This window comes from Luteimonas sp. MC1572 (assembly GCF_016615815.1).
Taxonomy (GTDB): domain Bacteria; phylum Pseudomonadota; class Gammaproteobacteria; order Xanthomonadales; family Xanthomonadaceae; genus Luteimonas.
This window is the reverse complement of sequence record NZ_CP067112.1, coordinates 1,085,828-1,104,527: the sequence shown is the minus strand read 5'-3', so window position 1 is coordinate 1,104,527 and position 18,700 is coordinate 1,085,828. Positions and strand designations below refer to the sequence as shown.

The 18,700-nt window shown below is 69.8% G+C and carries 15 protein-coding genes; 2 read left to right on the top strand and 13 right to left on the bottom strand.

Translation table 11 applies throughout. The features are described from left to right. Window positions 1–12: 12 nt before the first annotated feature. The 8 genes from JGR64_RS04990 to JGR64_RS04955 form a co-directional block, all read right to left on the bottom strand. Window positions 13–1,161, bottom strand: a complete 1,149-nt coding sequence (locus JGR64_RS04990) for a GNAT family N-acetyltransferase (protein WP_199375453.1) — start codon at window positions 1,159–1,161, stop codon at window positions 13–15. Window positions 1,162–1,164: 3 nt separating this feature from the next. Continuing rightward, on the bottom strand, window positions 1,165–2,241 hold the full coding sequence (locus tag JGR64_RS04985) for a hypothetical protein (RefSeq protein ID WP_199375452.1): 1,077 nt from the start codon (window positions 2,239–2,241) through the stop codon (window positions 1,165–1,167). Then, window positions 2,238–3,224, bottom strand: a complete 987-nt coding sequence (gene nadE / locus JGR64_RS04980; protein WP_199375451.1) for an NAD(+) synthase — start codon at window positions 3,222–3,224, stop codon at window positions 2,238–2,240. The genes JGR64_RS04985 and nadE overlap by 4 nt, the downstream gene beginning before the upstream one ends. Next, window positions 3,221–4,717 carry an AMP-binding protein gene (locus tag JGR64_RS04975; protein ID WP_199375450.1) on the bottom strand — a complete coding sequence of 499 codons (1,497 nt, stop codon included), beginning with the start codon at window positions 4,715–4,717 and terminating at the stop codon, window positions 3,221–3,223. Before JGR64_RS04975 ends, nadE begins: the two co-directional genes overlap by 4 nt. Before the next feature lie 34 nt (window positions 4,718–4,751). Next, complete coding sequence (locus JGR64_RS04970) at window positions 4,752–5,000, bottom strand: acyl carrier protein (RefSeq protein WP_199375449.1); 249 nt, start codon at window positions 4,998–5,000, stop codon at window positions 4,752–4,754. A 123-nt stretch (window positions 5,001–5,123) separates the two neighbouring features. Further along, a complete protein-coding gene (locus tag JGR64_RS04965; RefSeq protein WP_199375448.1) occupies window positions 5,124–6,353 on the bottom strand; it encodes a glycosyltransferase in 1,230 nt (409 codons plus the stop codon). Next, a complete protein-coding gene (locus tag JGR64_RS04960) occupies window positions 6,350–7,684 on the bottom strand; it encodes an O-antigen ligase family protein (protein ID WP_199375447.1) in 1,335 nt (444 codons plus the stop codon). Before JGR64_RS04960 ends, JGR64_RS04965 begins: the two co-directional genes overlap by 4 nt. A 13-nt stretch (window positions 7,685–7,697) precedes the next feature. Further along, complete coding sequence (locus JGR64_RS04955) at window positions 7,698–8,816, bottom strand: glycosyltransferase family 2 protein (protein WP_234447003.1); 1,119 nt, start codon at window positions 8,814–8,816, stop codon at window positions 7,698–7,700. Window positions 8,817–9,031: 215 nt separating this feature from the next. On the opposite strand from JGR64_RS04955, the gene JGR64_RS04950 reads away from it, so the two are divergent. Continuing rightward, window positions 9,032–9,805, top strand: a complete 774-nt coding sequence (locus JGR64_RS04950; protein ID WP_199375446.1) for a class I SAM-dependent methyltransferase — start codon at window positions 9,032–9,034, stop codon at window positions 9,803–9,805. A 16-nt stretch (window positions 9,806–9,821) separates the two neighbouring features. Here JGR64_RS04950 and JGR64_RS04945 read toward each other — a convergent pair whose 3' ends face one another. Both JGR64_RS04945 and JGR64_RS04940 read right to left on the bottom strand, forming a co-directional pair. Further along, on the bottom strand, window positions 9,822–11,357 hold the full coding sequence (locus JGR64_RS04945) for a polysaccharide biosynthesis C-terminal domain-containing protein (protein WP_199375445.1): 1,536 nt from the start codon (window positions 11,355–11,357) through the stop codon (window positions 9,822–9,824). Beyond that, on the bottom strand, window positions 11,354–12,529 hold the full coding sequence (locus JGR64_RS04940) for a glycosyltransferase (protein ID WP_199375444.1): 1,176 nt from the start codon (window positions 12,527–12,529) through the stop codon (window positions 11,354–11,356). Before JGR64_RS04940 ends, JGR64_RS04945 begins: the two co-directional genes overlap by 4 nt. 58 nt (window positions 12,530–12,587) lie before the next feature. On the opposite strand from JGR64_RS04940, the gene JGR64_RS04935 reads away from it, so the two are divergent. Next, window positions 12,588–13,751, top strand: coding sequence for a glycosyltransferase (locus JGR64_RS04935; RefSeq protein ID WP_199375443.1), 1,164 nt, complete (start codon window positions 12,588–12,590; stop codon window positions 13,749–13,751). Here JGR64_RS04935 and JGR64_RS04930 read toward each other — a convergent pair. Genes JGR64_RS04930 through JGR64_RS04920 form a run of 3 tightly spaced genes read right to left on the bottom strand, consistent with a single transcriptional unit; the run spans window position 13,748 to window position 18,667 of the window. Beyond that, window positions 13,748–14,755 carry an NAD(P)-dependent oxidoreductase gene (locus JGR64_RS04930; RefSeq protein WP_199375442.1) on the bottom strand — a complete coding sequence of 336 codons (1,008 nt, stop codon included), beginning with the start codon at window positions 14,753–14,755 and terminating at the stop codon, window positions 13,748–13,750. The two genes, JGR64_RS04935 and JGR64_RS04930, sit on opposite strands and share 4 nt — an antisense overlap. Beyond that, complete coding sequence (locus tag JGR64_RS04925) at window positions 14,752–15,822, bottom strand: Gfo/Idh/MocA family oxidoreductase (RefSeq protein ID WP_199375441.1); 1,071 nt, start codon at window positions 15,820–15,822, stop codon at window positions 14,752–14,754. Before JGR64_RS04925 ends, JGR64_RS04930 begins: the two co-directional genes overlap by 4 nt. 37 nt (window positions 15,823–15,859) lie before the next feature. Next, the gene (locus JGR64_RS04920) at window positions 15,860–18,667 is read right to left on the bottom strand and encodes a right-handed parallel beta-helix repeat-containing protein (protein ID WP_199375440.1); all 2,808 of its coding nucleotides are present in this window, start codon (window positions 18,665–18,667) and stop codon (window positions 15,860–15,862) included. Window positions 18,668–18,700 lie beyond the last annotated feature (33 nt).

Sequence of the window (18,700 nt, the reverse complement as noted above, 5' to 3'; positions counted from 1 at the left end):
CCGTTCCTCTGTTCAATCCAGCGCGACCAGGGCGTTCTCCAGCAGGTTCGTGCCCTGCTGCCGGCGCGCCAGCTTCGCCAGCAGTCGCTCGCACGACGCCAGCGGCCCGGCTTTCCGCACGTCGATCCAGTGCAGGCGGCGCGAACGCGTCGCCATGCGTGTCTTGTAGTCCTGGGTCCCGGCGAGGAAGTCGAATTCATCGCGCCCCTCGCCCATGGCCTGCTCGATCGCCGCGTGCAGCGCGGCGACGCCGGGGCGATCGCCCTTGTGCAGCAGCCCGTAGTTGAGCCCGCAGTTGTAGAAGTAGACCCGGTTGCGCCAGCACAGGTTGTAGAGGTAGCCGACGAGGCTGTCGCCGGCGGTGACCCTGGTGATGCGGGTGTAACCGGCTTGCGTTCCCGTGGCTACGAGGTCGCGATGGAAGCGCCCGAAGAACGGGCTGGCGAAGGACCCTTGCTTGCCCCTGGAGCGCCAGTACCGCGTGTGCAGCACTTCAAGTCCGCCGAGCCACTGCAAGGCGGTGCCCGCCTCCGCGGCAACCTCGCATCGGATCGGCCCAAGTCGCGCGTACGCGCGGGCCGTCTGCCTGAGGCTGCTGCGGCTGCTCGCACCCAGTGTCGCGACGTAATCGCCACCAGCCGCCCGCACGGCGCCGAGGTCCACGTAATGGGAGCTCTGCGCCTCGATGCTGACCGCGTGCATCGACCGGGGCAGCGCGGCGAGGATGGCACCGCCGTGCGTCGTCGCCACGATGCGCAGGCGACGCCAGCCGGGCCGGAAGGCACCGAGCGCTTCGAACAGCGCGGCATAGGCACGCTGCTCGGCGCCCCGGCGCGCCAGCAATCCGGAGTACTCGACGGTGATCTCATCGAGCTCGGCGTCCGCGGTTTGCTGCAGGTGCAACGAATGCCTGCCGAACACGCGGCTCGCACCGCGTTCCGCCGCGAGCACCAGCAGGCCAAGTCCGGCCGGGCCGGCGTCGTCATGGGCCCGGAACACCAGCGGCCTGACGTCGGCGGGAAGATTGCGCAGCCAGGCGGCGATCCAGGGCCACGTCGTGAAAGGCGACCCGTCCGCCTCCGCCTCCAACCGCAACCACTCGGCCTCCAGGCCATGGCACGTGGCCAACGGCACGATCTCCCCTCGCATGTGTGCGGGCATGCCCTACCCGTCCTGTTCGAGATCGGTGAAACGCAGGGCCGGGGGCTCTGCGGCGAGCGCCGCGTCGAACCACCTGCCGTAGACGTCCTGGCGGCCGCGTTCCGCGAAGCGTGCCGCGAACCAGGGCGCCTGGCCCGCGCTGTCCGTGCACAGCGACAGGCTCACGGTCGCCCTGCCGTCGCACCATGCCTGTCGCAGCAGCGCGCGGACCTCGTCCACGGAAGGCCGCCCGCCAGCGCCGGCACGCGACCAGAAGTCGAGCACATTGAGGATGTGTGGCCATCGCGCATCGACCTCGCAAGCGAACCAGCAGCACGCCTCGCCGCGATCGTCGCTGAGCACGAGGTAGCGCACCGCGGCGCCCGCGGCACCGTCGAAGCGCCAGCGCAGCATGTCCGTTCCCCGCTCCGAAGTCAGGGCCTCGCCATGGCCGCCCTGCATCCAGAGCCGATCCATGCGTGCATCGCAGGCTTCGACCCACTCCCGGCGCAGCGTCGGCGCGCGCCATGCGGCAGGCACGTCCAGCAGGGCCTGGCCACGGTCGACCAGCCAGCCCGCGACCAGGGCCAAGGGCTTCGGCAGCTTTCGCGCGAGATAGGGCCCGTGGCGGATGACGCGTACCAGCCGCAGCATCTCCCCGACCGGTCGCAGGCCGGCGCGACGCAGGGCGGCACCCGCGCTTTCGCTGTTGCGCGGGATCCCATAGACCAGGTCGAAGCGGCCTGCGGCCTGGGCCAGCAGGCTCTCGAGCAGCATCAGTGCCGGCCCCAGCGACCTGTGCCCGTGATGGATCGCGAAATGCGCGAGCACGGCGGCACGGACCTCCCGGCCGCGGACGACCATGCGCCGCGGAGCCAGCGCGGCAACGCCCACGAAGCGGCCGGTGGCCACGTGTCGCACCAGGTGCATCACCGGCGCGCCGAACGGCGAACGTTCGCACAGCGCTTCGTAGCGCTGCTCGAGCATGTCGTCCGGGCCCAGGGTCCCGCTCCACGCTTCGATCGCGCCGGCGCGGAGATCAGTCTCCCCGGCGCCAACGACCACGTAGGCCGGCAAGCAGGTGGCGCCCTCCATGTTCACGCGGTGCAGGCCTGGTCCGGCTCGCCCATCAGGACCGGCGGCGCATGCAGGTAGCGCGTCGTGCGGCGCTTGTTCTCGATGTCGGCGTAGATCGCCGCGGCGCGCGCCGGCTCGATGCCCAGCGCGTGGCCGAGCTCCACGGCGTCGCGGCCGTGTTCGAGCGCCCACAGCGCGAGGTCCATCTCGCGGTAGCCGAGCGCGAAGTAGAACTCGTCCTGGCCCTGGGACAGGCTGTAGGTGTCGGTGGTCGGCACCGCGTCGCACAGCCGCGCGGGGAGCCCGAGGTGCCGCGCCATCGCGTAGACCTGCGACTTGTAGAGATGCGCGATGGGTTTGACGTCCGCGGCACCGTCGCCGTTCTTGACGAAGAACCCCTGGTCGTACTCCAGCCGGTTCGGCGTGCCGACCACCGCGTAGTTGAGGCGATCGGCATGGAAGTACTCCAGCGCCTTGCGCAGCCGTTGCTTGAAGTTGGTGGCGGCCACGATCTGCAGGTAGTCGGCGAGACCCAGGGTGCGCTCGTGGCGGCTTCCATCGGGGGCCTCGGCGAGCAGCCGGAAGATGTTGATCCGCCCTTCGGAGCCGCCATCGATGGCGATCTTGAAGCGCCAGCCCTCGCCATACGCGGGCAGCGCCCGGCGTACCGCCGCATCGCGCTGCTCGTAGCAGCCGATCGCGGCGAGCGCGGGAGCGATGTCCTTGGTCTCGCTGCGGATGCCGAGATGCTCCACCAGCAGCCTTGCGCGCGCTGCGCTGTCTTCGGCCGAATCGCGCTCGGGGAGGATCAACGCGAACACGCGTTCCGGACCGAGCGCACGCACCGCCAACGCGGCGCAACAGGACGAGTCGATGCCGCCGGACACGGCGACGACGAGCCCGCGGCGATGGAGTTCGCGCGCCGTGACGGCGCGCAGCCTGGCGGCGATGCGGTCGGCCTCGGCCTCCAGGTCCATGTCCAGCACATCGTGGCCGAGCGCGCTCATGACAGCACCCGCTCGGCGATCCGGTCGCCAAGCTCGACACGCCGCACCTTGCCGGAGGCGGTTCTGGGCAGCTCGCTTGCGAACTCGACCAGCCTCGGCACCTTGTGCGCCGCGAGCCTGGCGCGGCAGTGCGCGCGCACCGCGTTCGCGTCGAGCGTGCGCCCGTCGCCGACCACGTAGGCCTTGACCACCTGCCCCAGCACGTCGTGATCCACGCCGACCACGGCCGCCTCGACGACGCCCGGCAGCTCGATGAGCACTTCCTCGACTTCCAGCGGATGGACCCGATGCGCACCGGTCTTGATCATGTCGCTGCGGCGCCCGGCCAGGAACAGGAAGCCTTCGTCGTCGAGGTGACCCATGTCGCCAGTGCGCAGCCAACCCTCATGCAGGACCGCGGCGCTCGCCATGGCGTCGTTCCAGTAACCGGACATCACGTTGTCGCCCTTGGCCCAGACCTCGCCTGCCCTGCCCGGCGGCAGCGGCGCGCCGGCCTCGTTGCGCACTTCAAGGGTGACGCCGGCGATCGCCTGGCCGGCCGAGCCGGGCTTCTCATCAAGCCGTGCCGCAGGCAACCACGCCAGTCGCGACGTAGCCTCCGTCTGGCCGTACATCACGATCAATGCCGCACCCGGCAGCGCTGCGCGCAGGCGGCGCGCGAACGCGGCGGGCAAGGCGCCGCCGGCATTGGTGAGGTAACGCAGGCTGGACAGGTCGTGCTCGGGGCGCGCCAGGTGGTCGAGGAGCAACGCATAGTTCGAAGCGACGCCCGAGAACCCGGTGGGGCGCTCGCGCACCATCGACTCCACCAACAGGTGCGGGAACATGGAATTCGTCTCCAGCACCACGCGCGCGCCGGCCGCGAGGTGCGTGTGCAGAACGGACGCGCCGTAGGCATAGTGGAACGGCAGCACCGACACCACGCTGTCCGCCGCGCAAAGCCCGAGGAACCCGTTGATGGCGTCGACGTTCGCCGCGAAGTTCGCGTGCGTCAGCGTCACTCCCTTGGGGCTGCCCGTGGTGCCGGAGGTGTACATGATCGACGCCATGGCGCCGGCCGCACGCGATTCGGCCAGCGGCGCGACGCGCATCGCGTCGTCCCAGCCTGTCGCCACGGCGCTCGGCGGGCGGCCGCCGGACACGATCCGGACCAGCGGTGGATCGCAGCGATCCGCTGCACCTTGTGCATCGGCGTTGTCCGGCTCGTGCACGATCATGCGCGCGCCGGCATGCCGCAGCAGTGCATGCAACTCGCGCATCCGCGACTGCGGCGCCAGCGGAACCGCGATGCAGCCGGCGAGCCAGCAGCCGTAGCAGGCCACCACCGCCTCGATGGAGTTGGGCAGCACGATGGCCACGCGCTCACCGCTGCGGATTCCCTGCGCAAAGAGCATCGCTGCGAAGCGCTGCACCTGGTCGGCGAGGCCGGCATAGTCGAGGCGCTCCACGCCGGAGGCGATCGCGACCGCATCGGGCGTGGCACGCGCTGTCATCAGCAATCGTTGGGCCAAGGCGATCACGGCGGGCTCAGGCGGTCGTCTTGCGCTGGAGGAATGCACTGATGGTGTCGATGGAGTCGAAATTGCCCGGCACCATTTCTTCCGCGTCGATGCGGATCCCGCAGGTGGCTTCGAGAAACTCGATCAACTCCAGGATCCCCGTGGAGTCGACGATGCCGCCGCGGATCAGGGATGAATCGTCCGCGACAGCGGAGGCGTCGTCGGTGAACAGGAAGTTGCCCAGGATGAAAGGTTTGACGATCGTCTTGAAGTCCATCTGGCTCGCGTTGCCCCTGTCGGTTGGCGATGGGCATCCCGCAATGCAAACCTGCCCCTCTTGCATCCAGAGAACGGGGAATGCGGTGCAAACCGGCCCTGGGCAAGCGTGCACGCAGTGCCGCTACGCGATCGATGCGGCTCCCGTCGCCGCGTCCGGACGCCTCTGCCCCAGCAGTTCCTCGCAGGCGGCCAGGGTGTCGGCGGCGACTGCATCCCAGCCACGGCTGCAGTCGGCCGACATCGCGGCAGCATCCCAGGTCCTCGACATGGCCTCTGCCAACGCGCGCTCCAGCGCCCCGGCGTCGCGCGCCGGCACCAGCAGTCCATTGCCCGCATGGATGATTTCCCCCGCCCCGCCGACGTCGCTGGCAACCACCGGGCAGCCACACGCGATCGCCTCGACGACGACGTTCGGATAGCCCTCCGACCAGCTCGGCAAGGCCAGCACGTTCGACGCGGCGATCCATTCCGCCACCTGCCCCGGTTCCAGGCCGCCGGGCATGTGCACGCGATCCTGCAGCCCCGCAGCGGACACCATGGCGACCAGCTGCGAGCGCATCACGCCGTCGCCGACGAGCGCGAGCGAAACATCCGGGTCGCGCGCGGCCAGCGCGGCAAACGCCGCCAGCAGCTCGTGCATGCCCTTGGCTTCGACGAAGCGGCCGACGTATGTCACCAGCCTGGCGCGCGCATCGATGCCAAGCAGGCTTCGCATCCGGCCGCGGTCCCTCGGCCGGAACACCGCGGTATCGATGCCGTTGACGATCGTGCGCACCTTGTCCGGCTCCACGCCGTAGTCGCCGATCGCCGCGCGGCGCATCGCCTCGCTGACGGTCAACACCGCGTCCGCGCCCCGCAGTGCCCGGCGCGTGAGGTGGCGGCTGATCCCCGACCGCACGTGGATGTCGGACCCGCGCGCGCCGATGATGCAGGCCAGCCCGAGCCGTCGCGCGGCCATCAGGGCCGCATAGCCATCCGGGTACACCCAGTACGCCAGCACGACATCGGGCGCGAAGGCCCGCAGCCTGGGCGCGAGCGCCCATGCCCCGACCACGCCGTTGCTAGCACGCGAGATCCCGGGCAGTCCCGGATAGGTGTAGGGCTCCAGGTCGATGCCGTCGAGGCGGTAGTCGCCGCCGACGTGGCCCTGCAGGAAACTCCTGGGCGCCAGGCCGGGGATGCGCGGGTACCGCACCTGCGGGAAGAACACCCTGACCGTCGCCAGGCGCGACAGCGCGCGTGCGGTCTCGTGGATGTAGCGCCCGCGCGTGAGGTCGTGCGGAACGGGAAGGATCGGCGTGACGATGGCGATGCGTCGCGCTGGCGGCCGTGCACGTGCGTCGATGGTCATAGTCTCGCCAGAAGCACCTTGAGGATGAGGTAGAACACGACCACCGCCACCCCCGAATACAGCACCCAGCGCACGAGGTCCTGCCTCAGCCGGAACGGGACCACGTCGGGCCAGCGCTGCCGGACGTCGGTGAAGTGCGCGACCACCACGGCCGCCAGCAGGTAGAACAGGATCAGGTAGCTGCGGCTGAGGAAGAAGGCGCAGGTGGCGAAGCCGGCCAGCGACACCAGCAGCGTCCACGCAATCGCGCGGTCGGTCGCCCATGATTCCGCGGCCACGATTTCGTTCGCCACGTCGTCGGCGTCATCGCCATCGCCATCGCCATCGCTGTCGCCGTCGCCGTCGGCAAGCTCGGGTGAATGCCGCACCACCCTGAGCATCATCCAGAAGCAGTAACCCACGAACGCCAGCCAGGGAATGAACCCGACCAGGCCGTTCTCCGCCAGCACGAGGATCAGCGAGTTGTGCGCGGTCAGCGTGTGGTACTCCTCGAAGCTGCCCGTCCCCACGCCGAACAGCGGGTTCTCGACGAACATCCGGAAGCCTTCGTACCACGCCTCTACCCTGCCCGTGGCCGAACCTTCCTGGACATCGAGGTCCGTGAGCCGCGACGGCATCAGGCGCATGGTCGTCAGGCAGCCCGCCGCGATGAGCGCGGCCAGCATCGGCCCCCGGCGCAGCCAGACGTGAGCCCCCGCCATCACCACGACCGCGAGCATCGCGCCGCGCGAATTGGTCAGGTAGACGCCGTAGAGGAGGAACGCCCCGACCGCGACCCACAGCAGGCGTCGCATCCCCATCATGCCGCCGCGGCTGCCCATGTAGACCGTCATCGGCAGGCAGATCACGAACAGCAAGCCCAGGTCGTTCGGATCGCTGAAGATACCCACGTACTGGATGCGTCCGTCCTCCACCAGCGGCATCCCGGTCCAGCCCACGCCGAGCGCCGACTGCTCGACGCCATGCCAGGCCAGCAACAGCGCGCAGAGGATGAAGACCACCATGACCTGCTCCGTCCGCCGCCGGGTGGTGATGGCATTGGCCAGCAGCACGAACGCGACCAGCGTGGGCATGAACTGCTTGTACTGCTCCACCGCACCGCCCAGCCAGCCGTTCACCGCCACCGAAATGCCCGTGGCGACGGTGAACAGCACCAGCAGCGGGTACTGCGGCTCGTCGAAGCGCTTGTTGCGCGAAGCGAGCCACGCCAGCACCGCGAGGATCAGCGCCACCGGCAGGAACGGCACGCCGGAATCCGCCCAGCGCGGATACTCCTGCGGGCGGATCAGGACAAGAATCAGGTAGGCGACGATGAATACGAAGGCGGGCATGGGTGGTTCCCGCTCACCACAGGCGGGTCGCGTCGCGGCGCGCGAACGCGATCGCCGCTTCCGCGGAATAGAGGTTCATGTGCAGGAACGCCGACAGCAGCCGGACCGGGAGCGATCGTGACAGCGCAGGCAGCACGCGGGCGAGCAGCAGCAGGAACCCCGCGGCGAGTGCCAGCCACAGGCACGCCTGGTAGAAGGTTCCGCGCGTGGCCAGTACGCAGGTAGCGGCGAGGAGCACGAGGATCGCCCATGGCGCCACCAGGCGCAGCAGCTTGTGGCTCACGAAGCGGAACCACAGCGGGTTGGCGGACGGGTCCAGCAGCCAGGGCGCCAGCTGGAGCAGCTGGAAGTTTCCGGCCAGCGTCCTGACCTTGCGCGCACGCTCCTGGGCCGGCGACGGCGATGCACGGTCCCAGGCGATGGCACGTTGCTCGAACACCACCCGGAACCCGCGCGCCGCGACCCGCATCGGCACCAGCACGTCGTCCAGCACGGTGCCTTCGGGGAGGGGTTCGAACAGGTTGCGCCGCAGCACGTACAAGGCGCCGGTGACACCGACCACCGAGCCACTCCGGCTCTCCGCCAGCCGCAGTATCTTCTCGTAGCGCCAATAGGCGTCGACGCTGCAAGCGAAACCCGATTCCGGGTCCTCGAAACACAGCTCGCCACTGGCCGCGCCGACGGCGGGATCGGCGAGGCGCGCGACCAGTGTGCGCAGCGCCTGCGAGTCCACCCGCTGGCGCACGTCGACCATCAGCAGCACCTCGCCGCGCGCCACGGCCACCGCGTCGTTGAGGCACGCGGCCTTGCCGCGCCTGGCGTTGGATTCGAGCACGTGCACGCGTGGGTCGCCAACCGCGCGGCATGCCTCGGCCGTGCCGTCGGTGCAGCCGTCGCATGCGACCACGATCTCGAGCCGGTCCCCCGGCCAGTCGAGCTGGAGAAGGTTGTCGAGCTTGGCGCGCACCAGCCCCGCCGCATCACGCACGACCAGGACCACGGTGACCATCGGCTCCTGCGCGGACCGGGCCTCGGGCAGCGGACGCAGGCGCGCCAGCAGTCGCATCAGCAACGGGTAACCGGCATAGGTGTATGCCAGCAGCACGACGCAGGCCCAGAACACGCTGCTCACGGCGCTGCCGCGTACGCAGGGCTGTCGGCCCGGTCGGCGGTCAGTTGCGGGCGGATGGGCATCGACATGGCCTTCGGCTGCGGACGTGGCATTCCGTGCAATGACAACGCGCGGAATGTCTGCAACCGGCCATGGCCAGGCGCGAACGGCAGCCACGTGCGGGTCGCTGGAATGTTCCGCTACTATCCGGCGGGGCCATCGCCAAGGGTGAGCACATGGGCAATGAAGCGTACCTGCAGCCGCGCGTCGTCGAGGACTTCGCCACGCGTTCCGCACTCACGCCCGCGGAAGTCGCCGCGCTCGGTGAAGCCTGGCCGCTGGTGCGCGGCGACGTGCTCGATGTCGGCGTCGGCGGCGGGCGCACCACCGGCTACCTGCATGCGCTCGCGCGCAGCTATCGTGCGCTCGACATCTCGCCGGGCATGGTGGACGCGTGCAGGGCCAGGCATCCGGGGGTCGACATCCGGCTGGGCGATGCGCGCACGCTCGAGGGCATCGGCGACGGCAGCTGCGACCTGGTGCTGTTCTCGTTCAACGGCATCGACTACATCGCATACGAGGAGCGCGCGCAGGTCCACCGCGCGGTGGCGCGCGTGCTGCGCCCGGGTGGCGCCTTCGTGTATTCGTCGCACAACATGCGCATCCTCGGCGGCGCGTTCCCCCCGGTCTCGCTGCCCGGCGTCAAGGTCACCGCCAACCCGCTGCGACTCGCGGTGCGGATTGCCAGGGCCATGGCCGCGCGCAGGACGCGCGAGGCCAACCGCAGGCGCCTGGCCGGGGACCAGGTCATGGCGCAAGGCCACGCCGTGGTCAACGACGAGGCCTACGACCACTCGTCGCTCACGGTGTACGTGGACCCGGCGCATGAACTGGAAGCGCTGGCCGCGGCCGGCTTCGTCGACGTGGTGACCATCGCGGCCGACGGCCGGCGTGGCCTGGACGTGCTTGACGACCCCTGGATCTATTACGTCGCCTACAAGCCGGGCTGAGCTTCGCCTGGCGCGTTCAGCGCACGCCCAGGCGCGCCAGCGCGGCCAGCAGCCCGCAGGCGCGCGGAAAGCGCGTGGTCAGCTGGGCCAGCATCTCCAGGTCCTGCGCGCTCCACGACTTGAACAGGAACGAGCAGACGACCATGGCGACCGCATAGACCATCGCCGCCACCAGGCCGATCCAGGGGCCATCGCCCGCCCACCACACCAGCGCCGCCAGCGCGGCCGCGACCATGGCACAGGCGAATTGCCTGCCGATTGCCCGCCACGGCAGGCGCACCTGCATCGTGCGCGTCGCGGTGAGCACGATCGTGGTGAACATGACCATCTTCGCGATCAGGTGCGCGGCCACCGCGCCGTTCAGTCCGTAGCGGGGGACCAGCGCGAAGGCGAGGATCGCGCTCACCGTGACCGCCGCGATGGTGAGGATGACGCGCAGGCGCTGGTGGTCGGTCGTGGTCAACAGCGCGTTGAAGGCCCCCTCCATCAGGGTGAGGCCTGCGACAACCACCATCGCGCGGAACACGTTCACCACCGCCGCGTACTCGGGCCCGTACAGCAGCCTGATCGCCAGCTCCGCGCAGAGCACGCCGACGCCAGCCAGCACCAGGCCCATGAACAGGAAGTAGCGCACCGAGTTCGACAGGATCGGGTTCAATCCGGCGGCACCGCCACGGCCGTAGGAGTGCGCCATCGCCGGGATCAGGACCGCGGTGAGTCCGTTGACCAGCAGGTCGGCGCCGCCGCGGGTGATCGTGGCCGCGATGATGAAGAAGCCCACGGCCTCGGCGCCGACGGTCTTGTTGAGGAGGAAGGTCTCGACAGTGCGGTTGGAAAAGGTGGCCAACAGCACCAGCAGGACCGTCCAGGCCAGGTGGATGCGCAGGCGCCTTGCCATTGCCTGCTCGATGGGGCCCCGGGCGGGACGGATGGCGGTCCGCCGGATGAAGAAGAAGGTCAGCAGCGCATGGCAGATGCTCAGCACCACCAGCAGTTCGAGATAGGAATCCAGGGGCCGGCGCGCGACCACCAGGCCGATGGTGGCGACCAGGCCCACCATGCCCAGGATATTGGTGGTGTTGGCCTCGATGCTGAAATTGCCGTAGCCCTTGGCGACCGACGAATGCAGGAGGTAGAACGCCTTGGCCATGCCGCTGGCGAGCACGATGATGGCGAACAGGCCGATGCCGCCCTCCCAGCCGTCCGGCAGGGTGAAGCGCGCCAGGACCAGGAATGCGAGGCACGCCGCCAGCGTCGACAGCATGAAATAGCGCCGCAGCAATCCATAGATACGCGCGGCTCCCTCGCTGTCGTCGCGACCGAGGCACTCGGCGACGAACTTGATTCCGGTCGTGGTCAAGCCGTTGGTGCAGCCGACCACCACCATTCCCGACAACCACACCACGTAGGAGTAGCGGCCGTAGTCCGCGGGCCCGAGGCCACGCGCGGCCAGCATGCTGATCACCAGGCCGGTGACGTAGGTGACGTAGGTGGCGCCCGTGACGATCAGCGCGGAGCGGATCAGGGCATGGCTGCCGAAGGCGGACTTCATCCGCGACCGCCCGCCCACGCTCCTGCCGTGCGCCTTCGCCCCGGCGCGTCCTCGAGCACCTCGACGACGAGATCTCCCAGTGCACCGGCCTGCCGCTCCGCCACGAAGCGGTTCCGCGCTTCCCATGCGACATCCTTCAGCTCGGCCATCCGCGAACGGTCGGACAGCTGGCGATGCAGGTCGTCCGCGGACGAGAACGTGACCAGGGCTCCGTGATCGCGGAGATAGCTCTTGGAGGCCGCGTATCCGTGCCGCGGCAACGCCACCGGCGTCCCGCCCAGCACGCTGGAGATCAAGCGATCGGGGACAGTGAGATCGAAGCGGTCGGTGCGGCTGCACGCGTCCAGGTTGTAGGCGACCAGGCTGGCATCGAAGGCCGACATCCCCTCCATCAGCTGCAGGTTGGACAGCGGCTTGAACTGCACGCGATTGGGATGACCGTCTTCGGTCTCCGGGGAATAGGCATGGTGAAGTTCGATGCCCGCGTCGAGCAGGCTCCCCATCAGTTCGCGGATGTCGTCGGCGCCATGGACGGTTTTCCCGGAGAGGTCGGTGCGCCCGACGTACACCAGGTTCGGCCGCGAGCGGCCCGGTTCCACCCGCTGCGTGGGACGGACCGCGTCCGGCCAGCACGGCGCGACCACGCCGACTCGCGTGCGATGCCGGCCCAGGACGCGGCGCTCCAGGTACGCCGCCATCTCGGGCGTTGGACAGATCAGCGCGTCGATGCCCGGCAGGCAGCGGCGCAGCACCAGGTTCTGGCGCGCGATCCCGGCCGCCGACAATGCCAGCGGAAAGCACAGCAGCATCAACATGGTCCTGAGCGCCGGCCGCGCGCGCCTGATGGCAACGATGTCCGCCAGCGGCAACGTGCCCCAGTGGAACACCAGCACGTCGGCGCGGCTCGCGTCGATGGCGTCCAGCACATAGCGCATCCAGGACGGGTCGCGCGTCCCCCAGGCGATGTCCATCGCCCGCGCCACGCGGCCGCGGCGGTCGCCGCCGTCGCGCGAGAGGAAGGTGTGGGAGTCATCGGCGCTGGCTGCCTCGATCGACAGCGCCGAGAACATCGCCAGCAGTGCCTGGCGGTGGAGGATGTCCGGGCCGATCACGCAGGCACGTATGCCGGCCAGGCCGGGGCGCGTCGGCATCCGCTCACTGACCATCGGCATCCGGCACCTCCCCGGCGTGGTCCTCGCGCACCATGGGCACGCCGTCTATGCTCGCCCGATGGAACCCTCCCGGAAACTCGCGGTCATCCACGTCGTCGATTCGCTCGACCTCGGCGGCCTGGAGCGCGTGGTCGCCGACCTGGCCATCGCCCAGACCGCGCACGGCCACCGGGTGACGGTCTTCAGCATCAACGACACCGCAGGATTCCGCGCGGAACTGGAAGCGGCCGGCGTGCCGGTGGTCATCGGTGGCAAGCGCCGTCCGCTTGATGTCGGCGTGCTGCGCGCCCTGCGCTCCAGCGCGCGCAGCCTGCGGGCGGACATCGTGCACACGCACAACTTCGTGCCCAGCTACTACGCGGCGCTGGCGATGCTGTTCAACCGCCACGCGACCCTCGTCAACACCTGCCACAACATGGGCGGGAGGCTGTCGAACCGGCGCCTGCGCATGCTGTATCGCTGGTCGCTGGCGCGGACGCGGCGCATCGCGATGGTGGGCCAGCAGGTCCACGACCAGCTGGTCGCGAACGGCACGGCGCGCGCGCAGCTGGCGGAGGTGGTTCACAACGGCATCCCGATCGTCCGCCATGCCGATCCCGTGGCCGCGCGCGTCGATGCACGCAGGGCGCTGGGCCTGTCCGAGCACGACGGACCGGTGATCGGCTGCGTCGGGCGGCTGGTGGAACTCAAGAACCATCGCATCGTCCTGGAGCAGGTGCCGGCACTGCTCGCGAGCTTCCCGCGCCTGAAGGTCGTGCTGGTCGGCGAAGGCCCGCTTTCCGCCGACCTCGAGGCACTCGCCGACCGGCTGGGAATCGCCGACCGGGTGTTGCTGTCGGGCCCGCGGAACAACGTGCAGGCGCTGCTGCCCGCCTTCGACGTCTTCGCGCTGCCGTCGCTCACCGAAGGCCTGTCGATCGCCCTGCTCGAAGCCTGCGCCGCCGGCCTGGCGGTCGTGGCCGGCCGCGTCGGCGGCAATGTCGAAATTGTTTCGGATGGCGACAACGGCCGCCTGTTCGCCCCCACCGACGGCCTGGCGCTGCAGGGCATCCTGCACGAACTGCTGCGCGACGACGCGCTGCGCGGCCGGCTGGGCGCGGCGGCGCGGCATCGGGTGGAGTTGCACGGGTCGGTCGATGTCATGCGGGCCAGTTACGATGCGTTCTACCAGAGGGCGCTGGGCGGGACGGAAGCTGCGTTGCCGCAGGGCCTCACGCGCTAGGGCGGCTTGCCGGCCAGCGCTTCGAACGTGCGCGCAAGCCCGTCCTGCGTCGGAACCCGTTGCCGCCAGCCCAACGCCTTCAGCGCCGCGTTGGAATGCCGGAACGGACGGTACATCGAGCGCACCACGTAAGGGGTGAATACGGCCGGAAGCTGGCCCTTCGACACGCGGTTGTAGCGCACGAGCCAACGCGAGCCGAGCAGGAAGAGCCAGTAAGGCACCGCCAGCACGCGCAGTCGCCCGACCCTGGCCTGGTAGCCGCGGAGGTACTGGCTGCAGCTCGGCAGCTCGTCGTCGACGACGTTGTAGGCGCGGCCATCGACGCCGTTGAGCGTGGCCTGTGCCACCGCATCGGCGCAGTTCTCGACGAACGTCAGCGGCAGCTCGGCGCCGCGACCAAGGCTGAAGAACACGCCCATGGCGCGGATACCCACCCGCGACGAGAACGCGCCGCCACCGGGGCCGTAGATGACGCCGGGCCGCAACACGATGGTCTCGAATCCGTACCTGCCGCGGTATTCGGCCAGCAGATGCTCCTGGCGCGTCTTGGCGTGGGCGTAGGCTCCCTTCTCGATGCCGACGTCCTCGATCGGGACGGATTCGTCGTGCACCGCGCCCCGCGGCAGCGACTCGGTGCGGTAGACCGAGAATGACCCGACCATCACCACGCGCCTCACGCCAGCCCCCGCGGCGGCGTCGAGCAGGTTGCGCGTGCCGACCACGGTGTTGGCGAACATGTCGGCGGCCGAGCCGCGCATGCCCGCCGCCGCGTGCACGATGCACTCCACGCCCGCGACCAGCGCCGGCAGGTCGCGGGCATACAGCAGGTTGGCCGCGGAAGCCTCGATGCGCGCACCCGGGTGGCGCCGACCCAGGTCCTCGAGCAGACCGTGGGGCGGGTCACCGCGGAAGTGCAGGCGCAGGTCGTCGATACCCGCCGCGAGCAGGCTGTCGGCCACGCACCGGCCCAGGAACCCGCCCGCCCCCGTCAGCAGGACCTTCATGGCCGCTGCGCCAGGGCGTCGACGATGCCATCGATGATCGCGGCCACGCGCAGGATCTCCGCCTGCGGCACGGGGTCCTCGCCGCGCCCCTCGATGGCGTCGTAGAAGCGGGTCAACAGCACCCGCATGCACTGGAAGTAATGGAACTCGTGGCGACCGAAGGCACCCAGGTTGCGCACCCCGCAGCGCGCGTACCGCCAGGCCTGCACCCAGGCCGGGAACAGGCGACCCACGGCACTCGGCTGGTCCTGGCGGGCGCTGCGCACCAGCGTGCGCGCCGCGTAATCCAGCTCCACCGTGTCGCGGGTCCCGTACACCTTCATGGCATGGCCGATCGGCCGCGCATGCGAGCCGACCATCGCCGACACCGTCCTGCCGTCGCGGTCCTTCAGCAGCAACCTGAGCTCATCGGGCATGGCGTCGACCACCGCGTCGCCGCTCGCCGGGCGCATGCGCCGCGCATCGGCGCACACCACGACCGGTTCGGACAGCATCGGCACGACCTTGGCCAGCACGTGGTCGATCACGTTGTGGAACAGCTTGCCGGGCAGCCGGTGCACCCAGTGCGCGGGATCGGACATCACCGCGATCCCGTAGTCCCCGGCCAGGTTGTAGCCGTAGCAGGTCTCCACGTGCACGACCTCGCCCAGCGCGCCGTCGGCCAGCAGCCTTCCCAGCTCGAGCGCGGGTGATTCGAAGTTGTAGAGGTAATTGACGCTGACGCGCCTGCCAACCGCGTTCGCGCAATCGAGGATCCTGCGCGCACCCTCGCCGTCGAGCGCGAAGGGCTTTTCCACGAAGACATGGCAACCCATTTCCAGCGCGCTGCACGCCAACGCCACGTGTGAATCGGGCGGCGTCGCCACGTGCACCACGTCCAGTCGCTCCCGCAGCACCATCTCCGCCATGTCCGCGTATTGCGCCAGGCCACCCCAGCGCTGCGAGAACTGTTCGGCCATGAGCGGCTCACGGTCGCAGGCCGCCACAAGCTGCGCGCGCCCGATGGCGCGCAGCTGTTCGGCATGGCCATCGGCGATCTTGCCGCAACCCACGATTCCAACCCTCATCCCTTTCCCCCTGTGGCCCCGTGATCCCGTGGTCCGGTCACGGAGTAAGCGCCGCGCGCTCTCCGACGGTGCTCGTGGCCGCCGCGCCGCGCCGCGGCCGATAGTGGGGACGGGGAATGGCGTGGTCGCGGTACATGCCAGGGTCGCCCTGCAGGCCGGCCTCCGCGGCCTTGGCGATGTTGTAGGCCTCGCGCGCGCTGACGTAGTGCAGCTTCCATTCGCGACCATCGTTGTAGCGCGACTCCAGGTACGAGTGCGCCTGGTCCATGGCAGCGCCCAGCAGCGTATCCATGTCACGGTCCTCGGCTCCGTGGGTGTGGATCTTGACGAAGATCCACTCCGGCCGACCTTCGACGTGGATCCCCGTGCGCACCCAGGCATCGATGCGGTCGGTGGTGGGCGGCGCCACCGCGCGGACGTCGGCGTTCTCGATTCGCGGCACCAGGCCGAACTTGCGGCTCCGCCAACGGAATCCCAGCGGGCCCTGTATGAGCATCAGGTCGCCCTCCGCGGAACCGCCCACGCGGACGCGCGGACCGCGATCGTGGGACTTCGGCCGGCATGGATCGTCCTTGGCGTAGTAGATGCGGTTGATGGCGCGCGTCTGGCACGGGTCGGGAGCCGCGGGGAAGGTGAAGTCCGCGTAGCAGCCCTCCTCCCGCAGCACGACCAGTTCGTTGTCGACGCCGCAGTGGCGGCCCGACGGGTGGCTGTTGTCGAGCGCCCAGTTGCCGTGGATGAAGGCCCACCGCGGCTGGCCGGTCACGGGATCGCGCGGGAGCGCATCGTGGTCGCTCGCCAGCAGCTCGGTGAAGCGCGAGAGCTTGCGGCGCAGCTCGGCTTCGGTGTCGTTGTCGTGGTGGAGGTGGATCTCGATCTCGCCGAGCCCCATCCGGCACAGCGTCGCGAGCGCATCCAGGTGCTCGGGCCGGTACTCCTCCTCCGGATAGAAGAACGTGTGCATCGGCGGACGACCTTCCGAATCGCGATGGCTGGCGCACAGGCGGGGCAGCTCTTCGAGCCAGCGGGCGACGCGCGCATCCTCGCGCGCGCGTCCGGGATTGCCCCAGGCGGGCTCGTAGTGGTCGACGAAACAGAACATGAGGTGCCGGGTCGTTCCGTGCGGGACCGGGGCGCGCCAATCCTGCCGCAGGTAGGCGGCGAGCCAGTCCGTGACGTTGCGCCGCCGCACCAGGATTGCGCCGGCGACCATGGCCAACAGTGCCAGCGCGGCAAGGAGCGCCGCGCCGATCGCGGGCAACAGCGTCGTGATACCGCGCCCGCCCGCCAGCCATGCGAGCGGAAGGACCGCGGCGGCGACCATGGTCTCCGCCTGCGCAGTGGCCGGCGCGTCACCGCCACCCGTGCCCGCTCCTCCGGCTGCGGGCACGGCCACCGGCACCTGCACGTGGTACGCGCCAATGGTCTGCGCGCCATCGCGGCGCGCACCCTCGATGTCATCGGAAACGCCGTCGACCGGCACGCCGGCACCGATGGCCGCGCTGCCGGCGCCCGGCCGCCCGTCGGCATCGAGCGCGAAATCGGCCGACACGCTTCCCGCCTCCGTGCCGCTCGCCAGGCGCCATGCCGGCAGCGACAGCGGAAGCGCGATCGAGCCCGGACGGGCATCGCGCAGCAGGCAGTCCGGTGCATAGCCGTTGTGGTCGCTGTGCGGCCAGCCGGTGAGGCCGGACAAGCCACCGAGTTCGTCGGAATGGCGGATCTCGAAACAGCGGCCGCCACTGCCGCGCACCAGGTTGTTGCGAAGCGTCGCATTCACGCTCGGGGGACGCCCACCGTCGGGATCCCAGTCCTGGAACGGGATGCCGAAGTACAGTGCGGCATGCCCGACCCGGGCGGCGTTGTCGATCGTGTTGTTCACCACCACGGCGTCCTTGGCCGCGTACAGGCCGATGCCCGCGTAGTTGGTGTTGCGCACCACGTTGTTGCGCACCACCCCGCGGATCGACTCGTGGTATTCCGGGTTGAGCGCGGTATCGAAGAATTCCAGGCTGGTGTCGAACCCCACCAGGATGCCCGCCATCCCGGTGTCCTCGATGCGGTTGCGCTGCACCACCACGTCGGCCGCTCCACCCTTGAAGTACAGGCCGGTCGTGGCGATATCGTGGATGTAGCTGTCTTCCACCACCATCCCCGAACCGTTGACGTTGTCGATGCCGTCGGCGTTCATCTCTTCCAGCGGCGTGCCGGGCGCGTAGATCGCGCCGGTGTCGCGGATCTCGGTGCGGCGGATGGTGATGTTGTCCGACTTCGGGGTGATCTTGATGCCGTCACGCCCCGTGTCCCGGATCAGCAGGTCCTCGAGGACGATGTCGGAGGCGCCCCGCTCGGCCGGCGCGGCCTCCTGTTCCCAGCCGGTCTGCATCATCACGCCATAGAAGCGCCCGCCGCTGATCTCCAGGCCGCTGACGCGGCTCCCGGAGGCCGGGGGATCGATCTGCACCGCGACACTGTCCGGGGTGGCGATGTCGCAGTGGATGTGCGCGCGCTCACCGGGGTGCGACCGCAGCACCAGCCTGACGCGCAGGCGCACGTCGCACTCGGAATAGGTGCGGTTGCCCTCGGGCGCGCGCAGGGTGACGGTGTCGCCATCGCGGACCAGCGCGCTCTCCGGCGACAGCACGTGCCCGATCGTCCGGAAGGGGCGCGCCAGGGAGCCGTCGTTGCTGTCGCTGCCCCCGGTCGAGACGAACCATTCGCGGGCGTGTGCGGGTGCTGCGAGGCCCGCCAGCGCGACCAGGATCCAGCATGCCGCCAGTCGCTTGCCGTGCGGTGAGCCACCGGTGTAAACGCTGTACCGGGGTGGCACGCTATGTCGATGCATGTTGACTGCTTTTCCAGATGGCTGGTTGCGACA